At 62.3% G+C, this 17,257-nt stretch carries 16 protein-coding genes; 14 read left to right on the forward strand and 2 right to left on the reverse strand.

Annotated elements, in window-relative coordinates:
* Window positions 1-9 precede the first annotated feature (9 nt).
* The 11 genes from ACEN93_RS17625 (at window position 10) to ACEN93_RS17675 (ending at window position 14,439) form a co-directional block, all read left to right on the forward strand.
* Window positions 10-2,166, forward strand: coding sequence for a type I secretion system permease/ATPase (locus ACEN93_RS17625; protein ID WP_064382650.1), 2,157 nt, complete (start codon window positions 10-12; stop codon window positions 2,164-2,166).
* Window positions 2,156-3,523 (forward strand): HlyD family type I secretion periplasmic adaptor subunit, encoded by a 1,368-nt coding sequence (locus ACEN93_RS17630; protein ID WP_011331851.1) that lies wholly within the window; start codon window positions 2,156-2,158, stop codon window positions 3,521-3,523. Before ACEN93_RS17625 ends, ACEN93_RS17630 begins: the two co-directional genes overlap by 11 nt.
* A 375-nt stretch (window positions 3,524-3,898) precedes the next feature.
* Window positions 3,899-4,795 (forward strand): TauD/TfdA dioxygenase family protein, encoded by an 897-nt coding sequence (locus tag ACEN93_RS17635; RefSeq protein ID WP_039773033.1) that lies wholly within the window; start codon window positions 3,899-3,901, stop codon window positions 4,793-4,795.
* An 18-nt stretch (window positions 4,796-4,813) separates the two neighbouring features.
* The gene (locus tag ACEN93_RS17640) at window positions 4,814-5,839 is read left to right on the forward strand and encodes an ABC transporter substrate-binding protein (RefSeq protein ID WP_007957722.1); all 1,026 of its coding nucleotides are present in this window, start codon (window positions 4,814-4,816) and stop codon (window positions 5,837-5,839) included.
* Between the two features lie 5 nt (window positions 5,840-5,844).
* Complete coding sequence (locus ACEN93_RS17645) at window positions 5,845-6,705, forward strand: ABC transporter ATP-binding protein (protein WP_007957720.1); 861 nt, start codon at window positions 5,845-5,847, stop codon at window positions 6,703-6,705.
* A 20-nt stretch (window positions 6,706-6,725) separates the two neighbouring features.
* Window positions 6,726-7,592, forward strand: coding sequence for an ABC transporter permease (locus ACEN93_RS17650; protein WP_011331855.1), 867 nt, complete (start codon window positions 6,726-6,728; stop codon window positions 7,590-7,592).
* 58 nt (window positions 7,593-7,650) lie between these two features.
* Complete coding sequence (locus ACEN93_RS17655; protein ID WP_495610318.1) at window positions 7,651-8,568, forward strand: LysR family transcriptional regulator; 918 nt, start codon at window positions 7,651-7,653, stop codon at window positions 8,566-8,568.
* 102 nt (window positions 8,569-8,670) lie between these two features.
* Window positions 8,671-10,206, forward strand: a complete 1,536-nt coding sequence (locus ACEN93_RS17660; RefSeq protein WP_039773028.1) for an MFS transporter — start codon at window positions 8,671-8,673, stop codon at window positions 10,204-10,206.
* 18 nt (window positions 10,207-10,224) lie between these two features.
* A complete protein-coding gene (locus ACEN93_RS17665) occupies window positions 10,225-11,295 on the forward strand; it encodes an HlyD family secretion protein (protein WP_495610319.1) in 1,071 nt (356 codons plus the stop codon).
* Window positions 11,292-12,803: an efflux transporter outer membrane subunit gene (locus tag ACEN93_RS17670; protein WP_254778413.1), complete on the forward strand. Its 1,512-nt coding sequence runs from the start codon at window positions 11,292-11,294 to the stop codon at window positions 12,801-12,803. The genes ACEN93_RS17665 and ACEN93_RS17670 overlap by 4 nt, the downstream gene beginning before the upstream one ends.
* A gap of 55 nt (window positions 12,804-12,858) precedes the next feature.
* Complete coding sequence (locus tag ACEN93_RS17675) at window positions 12,859-14,439, forward strand: glycosyltransferase family 39 protein (RefSeq protein WP_163973803.1); 1,581 nt, start codon at window positions 12,859-12,861, stop codon at window positions 14,437-14,439.
* A gap of 43 nt (window positions 14,440-14,482) precedes the next feature.
* On the opposite strand, the gene ACEN93_RS17680 is transcribed toward ACEN93_RS17675, so the two are convergent.
* Window positions 14,483-15,241 (reverse strand): slipin family protein, encoded by a 759-nt coding sequence (locus ACEN93_RS17680; RefSeq protein WP_039773021.1) that lies wholly within the window; start codon window positions 15,239-15,241, stop codon window positions 14,483-14,485.
* A gap of 2 nt (window positions 15,242-15,243) precedes the next feature.
* Complete coding sequence (locus ACEN93_RS17685) at window positions 15,244-15,771, reverse strand: NfeD family protein (RefSeq protein ID WP_495610320.1); 528 nt, start codon at window positions 15,769-15,771, stop codon at window positions 15,244-15,246.
* Between the two features lie 197 nt (window positions 15,772-15,968).
* Between ACEN93_RS17685 and ACEN93_RS17690 the strand changes: the two genes are divergently transcribed.
* From ACEN93_RS17690 to ACEN93_RS17700, 3 genes are all read left to right on the forward strand, one after another.
* Window positions 15,969-16,430, forward strand: a complete 462-nt coding sequence (locus ACEN93_RS17690) for an aminoacyl-tRNA deacylase (RefSeq protein ID WP_007957669.1) — start codon at window positions 15,969-15,971, stop codon at window positions 16,428-16,430.
* A gap of 127 nt (window positions 16,431-16,557) precedes the next feature.
* Window positions 16,558-16,803 carry a DUF2789 domain-containing protein gene (locus tag ACEN93_RS17695; protein ID WP_074689349.1) on the forward strand — a complete coding sequence of 82 codons (246 nt, stop codon included), beginning with the start codon at window positions 16,558-16,560 and terminating at the stop codon, window positions 16,801-16,803.
* An 88-nt stretch (window positions 16,804-16,891) separates the two neighbouring features.
* Window positions 16,892-17,137 carry a type II toxin-antitoxin system Phd/YefM family antitoxin gene (locus ACEN93_RS17700; protein WP_081353107.1) on the forward strand — a complete coding sequence of 82 codons (246 nt, stop codon included), beginning with the start codon at window positions 16,892-16,894 and terminating at the stop codon, window positions 17,135-17,137.
* The last annotated feature ends 120 nt before the right edge of the window (window positions 17,138-17,257 follow it).

Genomic DNA, 17,257 nt, shown 5'->3' on the forward strand with positions numbered 1-17,257 from the left:
GTGTCGAGCGTGGAATCAGAAGTCAGTCGAGTTCATCTCAGTCATGATCCACGCGCGTTGCATGACGATCCGTTACTGGACGGTCTGCTCGCTCTTTGCATGCTCCACCAGAAACCTGCCAGCGCGGCGATGCTGACCACCGGCCTGCCGCTGCCCAAACAACGCCTGAGTGTCGAGCTGCTGCCCCGTGCAGCGGCGCGCGCCGGGCTGCAAGGGCGGGTGCTGCAACGCAAGCTGGAAGAGATTCCGGCGATTGCCATGCCGGCGCTGTTGCTGCTCAAGGATGGCCGCAGTGCCGTCCTGCTCGGCTGGCAGGGTGAGAATGATGCGCGGGTGCTGCTCAGCGAAAGCGACGGCGGTGAATCCCTGGTCAGCCGCGAGCTGCTGGCCGACGACTACACCGGCAAAGTGTTTTTCGCCCAGCCCCAGCACAAATTCGACGTCAACCACGGCACGCTGATCCCGCGTGCACGCTCGTGGTTTCGCGACACCCTCAAGCGTTCGCGCTGGCTGTACGCCGACGCCATCGCCGCCAGTTTCCTGATCAACATCATCGCCATGGCCGCGCCGCTGTTCGTGATGAATGTCTACGACCGCGTGGTGCCGAACCAGGCCGAAGCGACCCTGTGGGTCCTCGCGCTGGGCATCACCGGCGCCTATCTGTTCGACCTGATCCTCAAGAGCCTGCGCAGCCTGTGCCTGGATCTGGCCGGCAAGAAAACCGACCTGATCATCTCCGCCACGCTGTTCGAACGCATCGTCGGCATGGCCATGAAATACCGCCCGGCGCGGGTCGGCAGCTTTGCCCAGAACATCCACGAATTCCAGAGCCTGCGCGATTTCCTCGCCTCGCTGACCCTGACCAGCCTGATCGACCTGCCGTTCACCATCCTGATCTTCATCGTCATCGCGATTCTCGGCGGGCATCTGGTGTGGATTCCGGTGCTGGCCTTCCCGATTGCGCTGCTGATCGGCTATGCCTTGCAGAAACCGCTGGTGGCAACCATGGAACGCACCATGGCCCTCGGCGCCGAGCGTCAGTCGAGCCTGATCGAAACCCTCGCCGGCCTCGACGCGGTGAAGGTCAACAATGCCGAAAGCGAACGCCAATATCAGTGGGAGCAAACCATCGGCACCCTCAGCCGCCTCGAGCTGCGGGTGAAAATGCTCTCCGGTCTGGCGATGAACATCACCCTGCTGATCCAGCAACTGGCCGGGGTGATCATGATCGTCTTCGGCGTGTACCAGATCATCGCCGGCAACCTGAGCATGGGCGGCCTGATCGCCTGCTACATGCTCAGTGGCCGCGCCCTCAGCCCGCTGGCGTCGCTGTCCGGTCTGCTGACCCGCTACCAGCAGGCGCGGGTGACAATGACTTCGGTCGACCAGATGATGGAGTTGCCTCAAGAGCGCAATTTCGAAGAGCGCCCGCTGAGCCGCAAGGTGCTGCAAGGCGCGATCGAATGCCGCCAGCTCAGCTTCACCTACCCGGAACAGCAGAACCCGGCCCTGAAGAACATCAACCTGGTGATCCGTCCCGGCGAGAAGATCGGCATCATCGGCCGCAGCGGCTCGGGCAAAAGTTCGTTGGCGAAATTGCTGGTCGGCCTCTATCAGCCGGACGATGGTGCGTTGCTGGTGGATGGCGTCGACATCCGCCAGATCGACGTCAGCGAGCTGCGCTACAACATCGGCTACGTGCCCCAGGACATCCAGCTGCTGGCCGGCACCCTGCGCGACAACCTGATTTCCGGCGCTCGTTACGTCGAAGACGAACTTGTCCTGCAGGCCGCTGAACTGGCCGGCGTCCACGAATTCGCCCGACTGCACCCGCAGGGTTATGAGCTGCAAGTCGGCGAGCGCGGGCAGAACCTGTCCGGTGGTCAGCGCCAGAACGTCGCCCTGGCCCGGGCGCTGTTGCTCAATCCGCCGATTCTGTTGCTCGACGAACCGACCAGCGCCATGGACAACACCGGCGAAGAACGCCTCAAGCAACGCCTCGCGGCGGTGGTGGAAAACAAGACCGTGGTGCTGGTGACGCACCGGGCATCGCTGCTGTCGCTGGTCGATCGCCTGCTGGTGGTCGACCGTGGGCAGATTCTCGCCGATGGCCCGAAAGCGGCCGTGATGGAAGCGTTGAAGAAGGGGCAGATCAGTGTTGCTTAAGTCGGGTTTCAAGGATTCGATCCGCCGCTACTTCAAGGGCTCGGCATCGCTGCAGGGCCAGCCGCTGCCAGAGGTCAACAAGGCCTTGATCGAGGACGCGCCGCGCGTGGTGCGGCTGACGATCTGGGCGATCATCGGTTTCTTCGTGTTCCTGATGCTGTGGGCCAACTTCGCCGTCATCGACGAAGTGACCAAGGGCGACGGCAAGGCGATTCCCTCGTCGAAGATCCAGAAAATCCAGAACCTCGAGGGCGGTATCGTCTCCGAGCTGTTCGTCAAGGAAGGCCAGATCGTCGAGGCCGGCGCACCGCTGGTACGCCTGGATGACACGCGATTCGCCTCCAACGTCGGTGAAACCGAGGCTGATCGGCTGTCGATGCTGCTGCGGGTCGAGCGCCTGAGCGCCGAGGTCGATGACCGGCCGCTGAATTTCCCCGAGGACGTGCTCAAAGCCGTGCCGGGTCAGGCGAAAAGTGAAGAATCGCTGTACATCAGCCGTCGTCAGCAATTGCACGACGAGGTCGGTGGCCTGCAGGAACAGTTGATTCAGCGCCAGCAAGAGCTGCGCGAGTTCACCTCGAAGCAGGCGCAGTACCGTCAGCAACTGGGTCTGCAACGCCAGGAAATCAACATGTCCGAGCCGCTGGTGGCTCAGGGCGCGGTATCGCCGGTGGAAGTGCTGCGACTCAAGCGTGCCGAAGTGGAAACCCGTGGTCAGCTCGACGCCACCACCCTGGCGATCCCGCGCGCCGAATCGGCGATCAAGGAAGTACAGCGCAAGATCGACGAGACCCGCGGCAAATTCCGCAGCGAAGCCCTGACTCAGTTGAACGAGGCGCGCACCGACCTGAACAAGGCCCAGGCCACCGGCAAGGCGCTGGAAGACCGGGTCAGCCGTACGCTCGTCACCTCGCCGGTACGGGGCATCGTTAACAAGATGCTGGTCAACACCATCGGCGGCGTGATCCAGCCGGGCAGCGACCTGCTGGAAATCGTGCCGCTGGACGACACCCTGCTGGTCGAAGCGAAGATCCGCCCGCAGGACATCGCGTTCCTGCATCCGGGCCAGGAGGCCACGGTGAAATTCACCGCGTACGACTACACCATCTACGGTGGTCTCAAGGCCAAGCTGGAACAGATCGGCGCCGACACCATCACCGACGAAGACAAGAAAACCACCTACTACGTCATCAAGCTGCGCACCGAGCGCAGCCATCTCGGCACTGACGAGAAGCCGTTGCTGATCATCCCGGGGATGGTGGCGTCGGTGGATATCATCACCGGCAAGAAGACCGTGCTGAGCTATCTGCTCAAGCCGATCATCCGGGCGCGGGCCGAGGCGTTGCACGAACGCTAGATCTTTATTGGCCTTTCCGGCCTCTTCGCGAGCAAGCCCGCTCCCACACTCGACTGCGTTTTTCCAGAGACACGCGATCGAGTGCGGGAGCGGGCTTGCTCCGGGCGGCGATCCGACGAAGGCGTCTGTCGGAACAACACATTCCGTCCAGAAGTGACACAAATGGTCACTCACCATCCAGTCCATTCCTAAGCATTCGCCATATCGTTATTCGTTAACAGTATTTAAATTCCGCTTCTTATAGCTATAAAGTCAGCCTCCTGCGTACCTGCCGACCAATCGGCGCGCCGCACGACACGAACCAACACGCAATCCAGCGTGAGTTTCTGATCGACGCGCGCGCCATTGAGCGCGCCGTGCGTGGGAGATTGATTGATGTCCGCAGCTACTGCTACCCCAAGCGCCGCGACTGCCGCGCCGCAAACCTTCGAAGTCCGCCCGTTCAGCGGTGCCGTTGGTGCCGAAATCATCGGTCTCGACCTGACCCGTCCGGTCAACGATGAAGACTTCGCCCGCATCCACCGCGCGCACCTCGATCACCACGTCGTGGTGTTCCGCGACCAGCGCATCACCCCGCAACAGCAGATCGACTTCAGCCGCCGCTTCGGCGTGTTGCAGATCCACGTGCTCAAGCAGTTCCTGCTGGCCAATCACCCGGAAATCCTCATCGTTTCCAACATCGTCGAAAACGGCCAGAACATCGGCCTCGGTGATGCCGGCAAATTCTGGCACTCGGACCTTTCCTATAAAGAGCTGCCGAGCCTTGGCTCGATGCTGCACGCCCAGGAGCTGCCGTCTGAAGGCGGCGACACCCTGTTCGCCGACATGCACAAAGCCTGGGACAGCCTGCCCGACGCGCTGCGCAAAGCGGTCGAAGGCCGCTCGGCTGCGCATTCCTACACCGCGCGTTACAGCGAAACCAAATTCGAAGGCAACTGGCGCCCGACCCTGACCCCGGAGCAACTGGCCCAGGTCGCCGAGGTCGTGCACCCGGTGGTCCGCACCCATCCGGAAAACGGCCGCAAGGCGTTGTTCGTCAGCGAAGGCTTTACCACCCGCATCGTCGGCCTGCCGGAAGACGAGAGCAAACAACTGCTCGACGAGCTCTACGCCCACAGCGTGCTGCCGCAGAACATCTACCGCCATCAATGGCAGCCCCACGATCTGGTGTTCTGGGACAACCGCTCGCTGATCCACCTTGCCGCCGGTTGCCCTGCGCACCTGCGCCGCAAGCTGTATCGCACCACCATTCAGGGCGACGCGCCTTTCTGATTTGCCGGAGATCCGATCATGTCCAAACGTCTTCCATTCGCGCCGCTGGCGGCGGCCATCGGCCTCGGGTTCAGCCTGATCGCCGGCAGCCTGGTGGCGCCGACTGTGGCCCACGCCGAAGGTGAAATCCGCATCGCCGAGCAGTTCGGCATTGTCTATTTATTGCTCAATGTGGTGCGCGATCAGGGACTGATCGAGAAGTACGGCAAGCAGGAAGGCCTCGACATCAAGGTCGACTGGACCCAGTTGTCCGGCGGCGCGGCGGTCAACGATGCACTGCTCTCCGGTTCCATCGACATTGCCGGCGCCGGTGTCGGGCCGTTGCTGACGATCTGGGATCGCACCCACGGCAAACAAAACGTCAAAGCCGTGGCCTCACTGGGCAACTTCCCGTACTACCTGGTCAGCAACAATCCCAAGGTCAAAACCATCGCCGACTTCACCGAGAAGGACCGCATCGCGGTGCCGGCGGTGGGCGTTTCGGTGCAGTCGCGCTTCCTGCAATACGCGGCGGCCAAACAGTGGGGCGACAAGGAATTCAACCGCCTCGACAAGTACACCATCGCCGTTCCGCACCCGGACGCCACTGCTGCGTTGATCGCCGGCGGCACCGAGCTGACCGGGCACTTCTCCAACCCGCCGTTCCAGGATCAGGCGTTGGAAAATCCGAACGTGCATGTGGTGCTCAACTCCTATGACGTGCTCGGCCCGAACTCGCCGACCGTGCTGTTCGCCACCGAGAAATTCCGCAACGAGAACCCGAAAACCTACAAGGCGTTCGTCGAAGCGCTGACCGAAGCCGCGCAATTTGCGCAGAACGATAAAGGCGCGGCGGCGGACACTTATATCCGCGTGACCAAGGCCAAGATCGACCGCGCCGCGTTGCTGAAAATCATCGACAACCCGCAGTTTGAATTCAGCGTCACGCCGAAAAACACCTACCCGCTCGCCGAATTCCTCTACCGCGTCGGCGCGATCAAGAACAAACCCGAATCGTGGAAGGACTACTTCTTCCAGGACGCCAAACCGTTGCAGGGGAGCTGATCGACATGAACGCCCCTTTGCAAGGCCACGCGGCCAGCAACCCGATCGCCACTGCGCAAGCGCTGTTGGCGGTCGATCAGGTCAGCCTCGAATACCGCACGCCGCAGCGCGTCGTGCGGGCCACCCATCAGGTCAGTTTCGAAGTCGATCAACAGGATCGCTTCGTGCTGCTCGGTCCGTCCGGCTGCGGTAAATCCACCTTGCTCAAAGCCGTCGCCGGGTTCATTGCACCGTGCGAGGGCGAGATCCGTCTGCAGGGCCAGCGAGTCGACGCGCCGGGACCGGACCGGATCGTGGTGTTTCAGGAGTTCGATCAACTGCCACCGTGGAAAACCGTCAAACAGAACGTGATGTTTCCGCTGCTGGCTTCGCGCACGCTGAAGAAAAAGGAAGCTGAAGAGCGTGCGCTGCATTACCTGGAGAAAGTCGGTCTGGCGGCGTTCGCCGATGCCTATCCGCACACCTTGTCCGGCGGCATGAAGGCGCGGGTGGCGATTGCCCGGGCGCTGGCGATGCAGCCGAAAATCCTGCTGATGGACGAGCCGTTCGCCGCGCTGGATGCCCTGACCCGGCGCAAGATGCAGGAGGAATTGCTGCTGCTCTGGGAGGAGGTGCGTTTCACTTTGTTGTTCGTCACCCACTCGATTGAAGAAGCGCTGGTGGTCGGCAATCGGATCCTGCTGTTGTCGCCGCATCCAGGGCGGGTGAGGGCGGAAGTGCACAGTCATCAATACGATTTGCACAGCCTCGGCGGTGTAGCGTTTCAGGAATCGGCGCGGCGCATTCACCGATTGCTGTTCGATGAAGGCCAGTCGCCGGAAACCGAGCGCGAACTGGATTTCACTGATATCCGCATCGCTTATTGAGCCGCCTGGAGGATTGCCCGATGAGCCATTCATCATCCGTACGTCAAGAATTCGAAAACGATCTGCAACCGCTGACCAGCGTTCCGGTGGAGCGCGAGCTGCCGCTGGGCCAGCGCCTGTGGCAACAGGGCTGGCTGCGCAAAAGCGTGATCCTGATTTTGCTCGCCGTGCTCTGGGAGGTGGTCGCCCGGGTGCAAAACAACGACCTGTTGCTGCCGAGCTTTTTGCAGACCAGTCATGCGCTGTACGACGGCCTGCTCAGCGGCGAACTGCTGGGCAAGGTGTGGATTTCGCTGGTGGTGCTGATCAAGGGTTACCTGATCGGCATCGTCCTGGCCTTCGCCCTGACCACGCTGGCGGTTTCGACCCAGGTTGGCCGGGACTTGCTCAGCACCCTGACCTCGATGTTCAACCCGCTGCCGGCGATTGCGCTGTTGCCGCTGGCGTTGCTGTGGTTCGGCCTGGGGCAGAACAGCCTGATTTTCGTGCTGGTGCATTCGGTGCTGTGGGCGCTGGCGCTGAACACTTACGCCGGGTTTCTCGGCGTCTCGGAAACCCTGCGCATGGCCGGGCGCAACTACGGTTTGAAGGGCATGCGCTTCGTGCTGTTCATCCTGATTCCGGCGGCGCTGCCATCAATCCTCGCCGGACTGAAAATCGGCTGGGCTTTCGCCTGGCGCACCCTGATCGCCGCCGAACTGGTGTTCGGTGCCACCAGCGGTAAGGGTGGTTTGGGCTGGTACATCTTCCAGAACCGCAATGAGTTGTACACCGACAAGGTGTTTGCCGGTCTGGCGGTGGTGATCCTCATCGGTTTGCTGGTGGAGAACCTGGTGTTCGACACGCTGGAGCGGGTGACGGTGAAGCGCTGGGGGATGCAGCGCTGATTTTCTGATCTGCTAGCATTGCGTGCGAATCAATCCTGATCGGTCACGAGTGCTCAGCATGCAACTCCCGGACATGAACCTGTTGGTCGCCCTCGACGCTTTGCTCGACGAGGGCAGCGTGGTCGGCGCCGCACGGCGGATGAACCTCAGTTCGGCGGCCATGAGCCGCACCCTGACGCGGATTCGCGAAGCCATTGGCGATCCGATTCTGGTGCGTGCCGGCCGCGGTCTGGTGCCGACGCCCAAGGCCCTGGAACTGCGCGAGCAGGTGCGCGATGTGGTCGAGCAGGCGGCGTTGCTTTTCCGCTCGGCGGACGCCGTGGAGCTGGGCACCCTGCGCCGGCGCTTCAGCATTCGTGCCAACGATTTTTTCGTCGGGGTGTACGGCGGCAAGCTGTTCGACACCCTCGATCAACTGGCGCCGCACTGTGAGTTACGTTTCGTCCCCGAGGGCGACGGCGACGATGAAGCCCTGCGCGAAGGGCGGATCGATCTGAGCGTGAGCAACACCCGCCCGGTGACGCCGGAAGTCAAAGTGCAGAACCTGTTTTCCACCCACTTTGTCGGTCTGGTGCGCGAGGATCATCCGCTGCTGGATGGCGAGATCACGGCCGAACGTTACGCCGGTTTTTCCCACATCAGCATGTCCCGCCGGGGCATCGCCCGTGGGCCCATCGACACCGCTTTGAATGCCCTGGGGCTGGAGCGGCGGGTGGCAGTGATTGCGCCGAGTTTCCACGCGGCGATGTTCGCCCTGCCGGACTCTGACCTGATCCTGCCGGTGCCCAAGGAAGCGCTACTCAGCGTGCGGCGGCTGGGCTTGAAGCTGCGCTCGTTCAATCTGCCGGTCCCGTTGCCGACCCTGATGCTGACCCAGGCCTGGCACCCGCGTTTCGACAAGGATCCGGCCCACCGCTGGCTGCGGGAAACCCTCAAGACCTGCTGCGACGAAACCTGGCTGGCGGCACAGCCCTGACAATTGCGTCTGGTGCACTTATAAGCTGCCAATAAGTCAATTTTCGTCAGCACTAAGCCCTACTAACATGCTCCGGTATTTTTCCCTCCGGAGTTTGCTTGCATGACATCCCTGACGGTCACGGCGCCGATCGCCGCAACCGCTCCGATGGCAGCCGCGCCACCGGTGTTCGGGGCGCGGATCATCATCGGTCTGGTCGGCGTGCTGCTGGCGGTGCTGGTGTCGGGTCTCAACGAGATGGTGACCAAGGTCGCCCTGGCCGACATTCGCGGCGCCCTGAGCATCGGTTACGACGAAGGCACCTGGCTGGTCGCCAGCTACACCGCGACCTCGGTGGCGGCCATGGCATTCGCGCCGTGGTGCTCGGTGACCTTTTCCCTGCGTCGCTTCACCCTCTGCGCCATCGGTGTGTTCACCCTGCTTGGGGTGCTCTGTCCGTTCGCCCCGAACTATGAAAGCCTGCTGCTGATGCGCATCCTGCAAGGCCTGGCTGGCGGCGCGTTGCCGCCGATGCTGATGACCGTTGCGCTGCGATTCCTGCCGGCCAACATCAAGCTTTACGGCCTCGCCGGTTACGCCCTGACCGCGACGTTCGGCCCCGGTCTCGGCACGCCGCTGGCGGGGTTGTGGACCGAATATGTCGGCTGGCAATGGACGTTCTGGCAAATCATCGTGCCGTGCCTGATCGCCATGGCCGCTGTCGCCTATGGCTTGCCGCAGGATCCGCTGCGTCTGGAACGCCTCAAAACATTTAACTGGAAAGGCCTGCTGCTGGGCTTTCCGGCGATCTGCATGCTGGTGATCGGTCTGTTGCAGGGCAATCGCCTGGATTGGTTCGAGTCGAACCTGATCTGCGCTTTGCTCGGCGCCGGTTCGTTGTTGCTGGTGGCGTTTCTGATCAATGAATGGTCGCAACCGATTCCGTTTTTCAAGTTACAGATGCTCGGCATCCGCAACCTGTCGTTCGCACTGATGACGTTGGCCGGCGTGCTGGTGGTGCTGCTGGCGGTGGTGCTGATTCCATCGAGTTATCTGGCTCAGGTGCAGGGTTACCGGCCGGTACAGACTGCGCCGATCATGCTGATCGCGGCGTTGCCGCAGTTGATCGCGCTGCCGCTGGTGGCGGCGCTGTGCAACCTGCGCTGGGTCGATTGCCGCTGGGTGCTCGGCGTGGGTTTAAGCATGTTGACCCTGTCGTGTCTGGGCGGCTCGCAACTGACCTCGGAATGGATTCGCGACGATTTCTACGTCCTGCAATGGCTGCAGATTTTCGGCCAGCCGATGGCGGTGCTGCCGTTGTTGATGTTGTCGACCGGCAGCATCCAGCCCCAGGACGGGCCGTTCGCCTCGGCCTGGTTCAACACCGTGAAAGGCTTGGCGGCGGTGGTCGCCACCGGCGTGATCGAGGCGCTGACCACTTCGCGCCTGCATTTTCACTCGACGATGCTGGTCGATCGTCTCGGCAATTCGCCGCTGGCCGCGAGCAACGACCCCGGCCTCGCCCATCGCTTGCACGAACAGGCGGTGGTGCTGACTTCTTCGGATCTTTATCTGTGCATGGCTGGCGTCGCGGTGGCGCTGATCCTGCTGATTTTCTGGCTGCCGACGCGGATCTTTCCGCCGCGCGCGCCGACCTGACTGAAACAGAAGGTTTTTATGACGACTCAAGCAAAGCAAAAACTCGCGGTGGCCGTAGCCGCTGCGCTGGCGGTTGGTGTGCTGGTGTATCTGGCGATGCCCGGCCTGTTCGGCAAACGCACCCAGCAGAACACCAACGATGCATTCGTTTCTGCCGACTTCACCCTGGTGGTGCCGCGTGTGGCCGGATTCATCAAAGAGGTGCTGGTGGAAGACAACCAGCAGGTCAAGGCCGGGCAGTTGCTGGCGCTGATCGATGACCGCGACCTGCGCGCCGCCGCCGAAGCCGCCGATGCGCAAACCCTGGTGGCCCGCGCGCAGTTGCAGAACGCCAAGGCCACTCTGGAGCGCCAAACTTCGGTGATCGCACAGGCGCAGGCGTCGGTGGTATCGGCCAAGGCTGAAATGGCCTTCGCCCAGCAGGAATTGAACCGCTACAACCACTTGGCCGGCGTCGGTGCCGGCACCGTGCAGAACGCGCAGCAGGCGCGCACCCGGATCGATCAGGCTTCTGCGCGGCTGGACACGGCCACCGCGAAACTGGCAGCGGAACGTAAGCAGGTCGAGATTCTGACGGCGCAGCGCGATGCTGCCGAAGGCAGTTTGAAGCACGCTCAGGCCGCGCTGGAAATCGCCAGTTTCGAGCTGTCCTACACGCGCATCACCGCGCCCCAGGACGGCATGATCGGCGAGCGCGCCGTACGGGTCGGCGCCTATGTGACGCCGGGCAGCAAACTGCTGGCGGTGGTGCCGCTGAAACAGGCCTATGTGGTCGCCAATTTCCAGGAAACCCAGCTCACCGACGTGCAGCCGGGGCAGGATGTGGTCGTGCGGGTCGACAGCCTCGGCGGCGAAGCCCTCACCGGCCGTGTCGAAAGCATCGCCCCGGCTACCGGCGTGACTTTTGCGGCGGTCAAACCGGACAACGCCACCGGCAACTTCACCAAAGTCGTGCAGCGGATTCCGGTAAAGGTTTTGCTGGATCCGGGCCAGCCGCTGGCCGAACGGCTGCGAGTGGGGATGTCGGTGGAGGCGAGCATCGACACCGAAAGCTCGGCCGCCTCGGTGCGTGAGGTGACGCAGCGATGAAGCGCTTTCAGTCCATGACGGTTGTCCTGAGTCTGTCGGCGTTGGCGGCGTGCACCGTCGGCCCGGACTTCCAGAAACCCGAAACCACCCGGATTGCCGAGTGGGCCAAACCGTCAAAAAGTGCCCCCAGCCAGGCCGTCAGCGAACCGTTGAACGAGCGCTGGTGGGAAGTCTTTCACGACGCGCAGCTCTCGGCCCTGACCCAGCGCGCCTTGCGCAGCAACCTTGACCTGCAACTGGCCAGCAGCCGTCTGCAACAAAGCCGCGCTGCCCGTCAGGTGATCAGCGCCGACCGCTATCCGACGACCGCCGCCACCGGCAGCTACGCCCGCAAACGCAACAGCGGTGAAGGCTTGAACGACCCGTCCGGGCACAACGGCGATTCCGCGTTCAACCTGTGGGACGCCGGTTTCTCCGCCTCCTGGGAACTGGATTTCTGGGGCCGTGTGCGCCGGGAAACCGAAGCGGCCGATGCCAACCTCGAAGTCGCGGAAAACGACCGTCGCGGTGTGCTGCTGGCGGTGCTCGCGGACACCGCGCAGAACTACATCCAGCTGCGCGGCGTGCAGAACACCCGCGCGGTCACCGAGCAGAACCTCGAGGTGGCGCGGCACAGCCTGAAGCTCTCGCAACTGCGCCTCAACGATGGCGTGGCCACCGATCTCGACGTCGCCGAAGCCGCCGCGCAGGTGGCGGCCATCGAATCGCGCCTGCCGGCGCTGGAGCAACGTCAGGCGCAACTGATCAACGCCATCAGCCTGTTGATGGGCGAACCGCCACAGGCCTTGGCTCAAGAGTTATCCACAGACGCGCCGGTGCCGCAGTCGCCATTGACCGTCGCCATCGGCCTGCCGTCGCAACTGGCCGAACGCCGCCCGGACATTCGCCAGGCCGAAGCCCGTCTGCATGCCGCCACCGCCAACATCGGCGTGGCCAAGGGCGATTTCTATCCGCGCATCACCCTGTCCGGCAATCTCGGCTCGCAAGCCATGCAGCTCAGCGATTTCGGTTCCTGGGGCTCACGCGCCTTCGGCATCGGCCCGCAATTCAGCCTGCCGCTGTTCGACGGCGGCCGCTTGCGCGGCGTGCTGCAACTGCGCGAAGCCCAGCAGCAGGAAGCGGCGATCGGTTATCAACAGACCGTCCTGCGCGCCTGGCACGAAATCGACGACCAACTGACCGCCTACAACGCCAGCCAGCGCCGCCGCGACAGCCTCGCCGAAGCCGTGCGCCAGAACCAGATCGCCCTGCGCACCGCGCAACAGCAATACGTCGAGGGCGTGGTCGACTTCGTCAACGTCCTCACTGTGCAAGGCGCACTGCTCGCCACCCAGGAACAATGGGTGGAAAGCTCCACCGGCGTTTCATTGGCGATGGTCGGGCTGTACCGGGCGCTGGGTGGGGGATGGGAGTCGGTGTACCCAGACGAGAACCGGGCCGCCGTGTTGCCGAGTGTCGCGAAAGCGCCAGCCGGCGTCGACGGTTCTGCTGTGGCTGACCTAAAGTGATGAGCAGGTTGGCGCGTCATACTCTCGTGGCGCAACGGCGCGGCAAGAGGAAGCAATGGCGGTTAACAGAGTCACGCCAATGGGCGACACGCAAGATCCCTTTGCCGCACCCGGCTCCTGGTTCGGCAGCCTGCGCTGGGTGCGCTGGGTAAAACATCATTGGCTGTGGCCGATCCTCGCGCTGGCGGCGTTCGTGCGTTTTTATGACCTGACGGCGGCGGCGATCTGGGGCGATGAAGGGTCCAGTCTGCTGTTGGCGCGCTATCCGTTGAGCGAAATCTGGAAGCACGCGGCCTTCGATGTGCATCCGCCGCTGTACTTCATACTGCTGCATGGCTGGATCGAGCTGTTCGGTGACGGCATCTTCGCGATCCGCTGCCTGAGTGCGCTGGCCGGCATCGCGGCGGTCGGGTTGGGCGTCTGGCTGGTGGATCGCCTGGCCACACGCCGGGCAGCCTTCATCGCCGGTCTGTTGCTGGCGCTGCTGCCGACAGCGGTGCGCTACAGCCAGGAAGTGCGCATGTACGCGTTGCTCGGAGGGCTGTTGCTCGCCGCGAGCCTGGCGCTGGTTTACTGGATCAGGCGCCCCCAGCGAAACCGCTATCTGGTGATTTACGCGTTGTTGATGAGCGCGGCCTTCTACACCCACTACTTCGCCGTTCTCGCGGTTTTGTGTCACTGGCTCTACCTGATCGCGATCCGCGTACAGCGCGGTTATCGATTCCGCCATATCCAGCGCTGGAACTGGTGGCTGGCGAACCTGGCCATCGTCGTGCTGTACCTGCCCTGGCTGCCCAATCTGCTCGACTTGATGCAGCACATGGAACAGCTCAGGGCCGGCGGCGATGTCGGCTGGGAGCCGGCCGTCACCTTGAGTTCGCTGCCGTCGATGATCTGGTCGTGGTTGATTCAGGACGATGGCGATACGTTACCGCTGCTGACGTTCGCAGCGTTGCCCCTGGCATTGCTGGCACTGGCGGCTGTCGCGGTGATGCGCGATCGCAGCGTGTCGCGCGGCAGTATGCTGTTGGCGCTGTACACCGGACTGCCGCTGCTGCTGGTATTTGCGGTGTCATTCATCACGCCGGTCTTCGTCGAGCGCTATTTGACGGCGTACGCCCTGGGGTTGCCGATGCTGGCGGCGTTAGCCATTGACCGTTTGTACAGCCACGCACGGTTGCTCGCTTTGGCGGTGTTGGTCTCACTGATCGGCGTGGAACTGCTCGGCGTGAACAACAACGCCAACGTCGACAGCGATGATCAGTTCGACCGCGTGGTGAATTACGTCAATCAGCATTTCCTGCCGGGCGATCGTATCGTCACCAGCGACATGCTCTGGTACTTGAGCTACGTCTATTACGACCGCAGCGGTGCGCAGGTGCGCCTCTTTACTCCGCCGACAGCGGACGGCCGTTCGACACAACCGAATGAGTACGGCTTCGGCACACTGGTGAGCCGCGAGGTCTATCTGGACAGCCTCGCGCAACTGCCGGGGCATGGACGGGTCTGGCTGGTCGGGACGTTCGACGCTGCGGAAGAATTCTCACCCTTACCCGCCACCTGGCAGCCCGGCGCCGAAATCCATGCCGGCGGCGCCAAGGCACGCCTGTTCATCCCCCAGCCACCACTCGACTAAAACCGCCCCTCATAGACACCGCTGCCGACTGCGAGCTTTTGCCTCAGGATTTACCTGACAAATCTGCCATGCCTTTGAGCAGTTCAATCGGCAACGGAAACACGATGGTGGAGCTCTTGTCGCCGGCAATCGAACTCAAGGTCTGCATGTAGCGCAGTTGCATGGCGCCGGGCTGGCGACCGAGCATTTCGGCGGCCTGCATGAGTTTTTCCGAGGCCTGCAATTCGCCTTCGGCGTGGATCACCTTGGCGCGCCGTTCGCGCTCGGCTTCGGCCTGTTTGGCGATGGCGCGCACCATCGACTCGTTGAGGTCGACGTGCTTGATTTCGACGTTGGCGACCTTGATGCCCCAGGCGTCGGTCTGGGCGTCGAGCACTTGCTGGATGTCGATGTTCAGGCGTTCGCGTTCGGCCAGCAGTTCGTCCAGCTCATGTTTGCCGAGGACCGCCCGCAGGGTGGTCTGGGCCAGTTGGCTGGTGGCCATGAGGAAGTCTTCGACCTGGATGATCGCTTTCTGTGGGTCAAGCACGCGGAAGTACAGCACCGCGTTGACCTTCACCGACACGTTGTCGCGGGTGATCACGTCCTGCGGCGGCACGTCGAGGACGATGGTGCGCAGATCGACCCGGACCATTTGCTGCACCACCGGAATCAGCAGGATCAGCCCCGGTCCCTTGACCTGCCAGAAGCGTCCGAGCTGGAACACCACGCCGCGTTCGTATTCGCGCAGGATGCGGAACGTCGAGCCGGCCAGGGCGATCAGCAACAGCAGCAGCGCGACAAAACCGATTTGCAGGCCCATGATCACTCTCCGAGCGGTGCCGCGTCAGTCGCGGCCACTTGCAGCAACAGGCCCTTGCGTCCGACCACCCGCACCGGTTGCCCGGTGTGCAGCGGCGTGGCGCTCAGCACCTGCCAGCGTTCTCCTTGTAACTGCACCCAGCCGTTGCGGCTGTCTTCCGGTTGCACCACCGTCACCGCCGTGACACTGCCGAGCAGGCCGGCATCGCCGCTGACCGGTTGGCGCGGTCGGGTTTTCAGGGCGCGGACCAGCAGCGCGATCAGCAACAGGGCGCTGACCAGGCCGAGGCCGATCATCATCGGTACCGGCAGTTCGGCGTTGCTCAGGATCAGCGCGCCGATCACAAACATGACGATGCCGCCGAGGCCGATCACCCCGTAGTTGGGCAGCGCGGCTTCGGCGATCAGAAACGTGATGCCCAGGGTGATCAGCCACAGACCGACCGGGCTGACAGCGGTAAACGGGGTGTCTGCCGCAACCACCGATCCACTCAGCAGCAACAGGGCAAGCGCACAGCAACGGATGTTCACGTGACCCTCCGCGAGAGTCAGGGGTTGTTCTTACAGTCTAGTTGAGGCTGTGGCTGGATGAATTTTGATCAATTCTCCCCGCCCCGCCAGTGGGCGGATTTCCCTGTGTGCGCGGTCGACGGGACTAGACTTTGAAGGACAGCCACAGCGTTTCATTACCGTCCGCCGCGCAGCGTCGGCGGGCACCGAGGTGCATCATGCGTATGGCCAAGAAAGTGCAGAGCAGCCTCAACCGGGCGCAATGCGAATATGACATCGTCACCCACCCGCACTCGTCCAGCAGCCTGGAAACGGCGCGGGTCTCCGGGATTGCCGCAGAACGGGTGGCCAAATCGGTGATCCTGGACGACCGTCACGGGCACTACCTGATGGCGGTGCTGCCCGCCAGCCGTCACCTGGACTTGAGCAAGGTGCGCAGCAGCGGCGAATGGCAAATCACCCGCGAAAGCAATCTGGCGCACATTTTCGACGACTGCGAACGCGGCGCCGTACCGCCACTGGGCGATTCCTATGGCCTGGACATGGTCATCGACCCGCTGCTGACCCGGCAGAAAGACATCTACCTGGAAGCCGGCAACCACAACAACCTGCTGCACATGAGCATGCCCGAATTCCTGAAAATGGTGCCGCATGCGCAGGTGCGGGAGTTGAGTCAATAGCTTTTCAGCGTCTGTGTCGACGCCAATCGCGAGCAAGCCCGCTCCCACAGGTTCTGCGCTAAACCTGTGGAGCGGGCTTGCTCGCGAAAAATCTTTCACACCCTATAAATCTCGCAGGAGTTCCGACATGGAAAACCCGACGCACAGCCTCCCATCCCTGTTCAAGCAACTCGGCCTGGACAACGACCCGGTCAGCATCGACCAGTTCATCGCCACCCATTCCCCGCTCAAACCCGAACTGCACTTGTGCGACGCGTTTTTCTGGAGCAAGAGCCAGGCGGATTTCCTGCGGGACGAGATTCTCGATGATGCGGATTGGGCGGAGGTGGTGGATCAGTTGGATGTGATGTTGAGGAAGGGGCGGGGCGCTTAGTCAGCGTAAAATTTCGTCACAGGATATCCTCAATCGCCCTCTCTATCTGGGGTAGCTTCCGATTTCAAAGAAGACTGGAAGCTGAAAAATGCAAAGATTCCCCCCGGTAAAAATGATCAGTGTCGAGGCTTTTAAAGAAAATTTTGATGCGGTAATCAAGGACGTCAAATATGAGCCAGTCGTTTTACAAAAGCACAGTCAAGTTTTAGCTGTCCTGCTTTCCGCATCATTGTATGAGGCGGTTATTGAACGGCTGGACGATCAGTATTTGGCGTTGATCATTCACTCGCGACGCAATGAAATTGGAAAACCCATCGAGCTGGATCAACTGTAAAAAACCTTCGAGGAGATTTGTTTCAAAACTTGACTGAATTTCCCCTCCAATGCGATATTGATAGTTAGCAAACTAACAGTGTGTGCATTCCCTCGTGCCGAATAACCTCGACGCTCTCCA

This window comes from Pseudomonas sp. Pseusp21 (assembly GCF_059492145.1).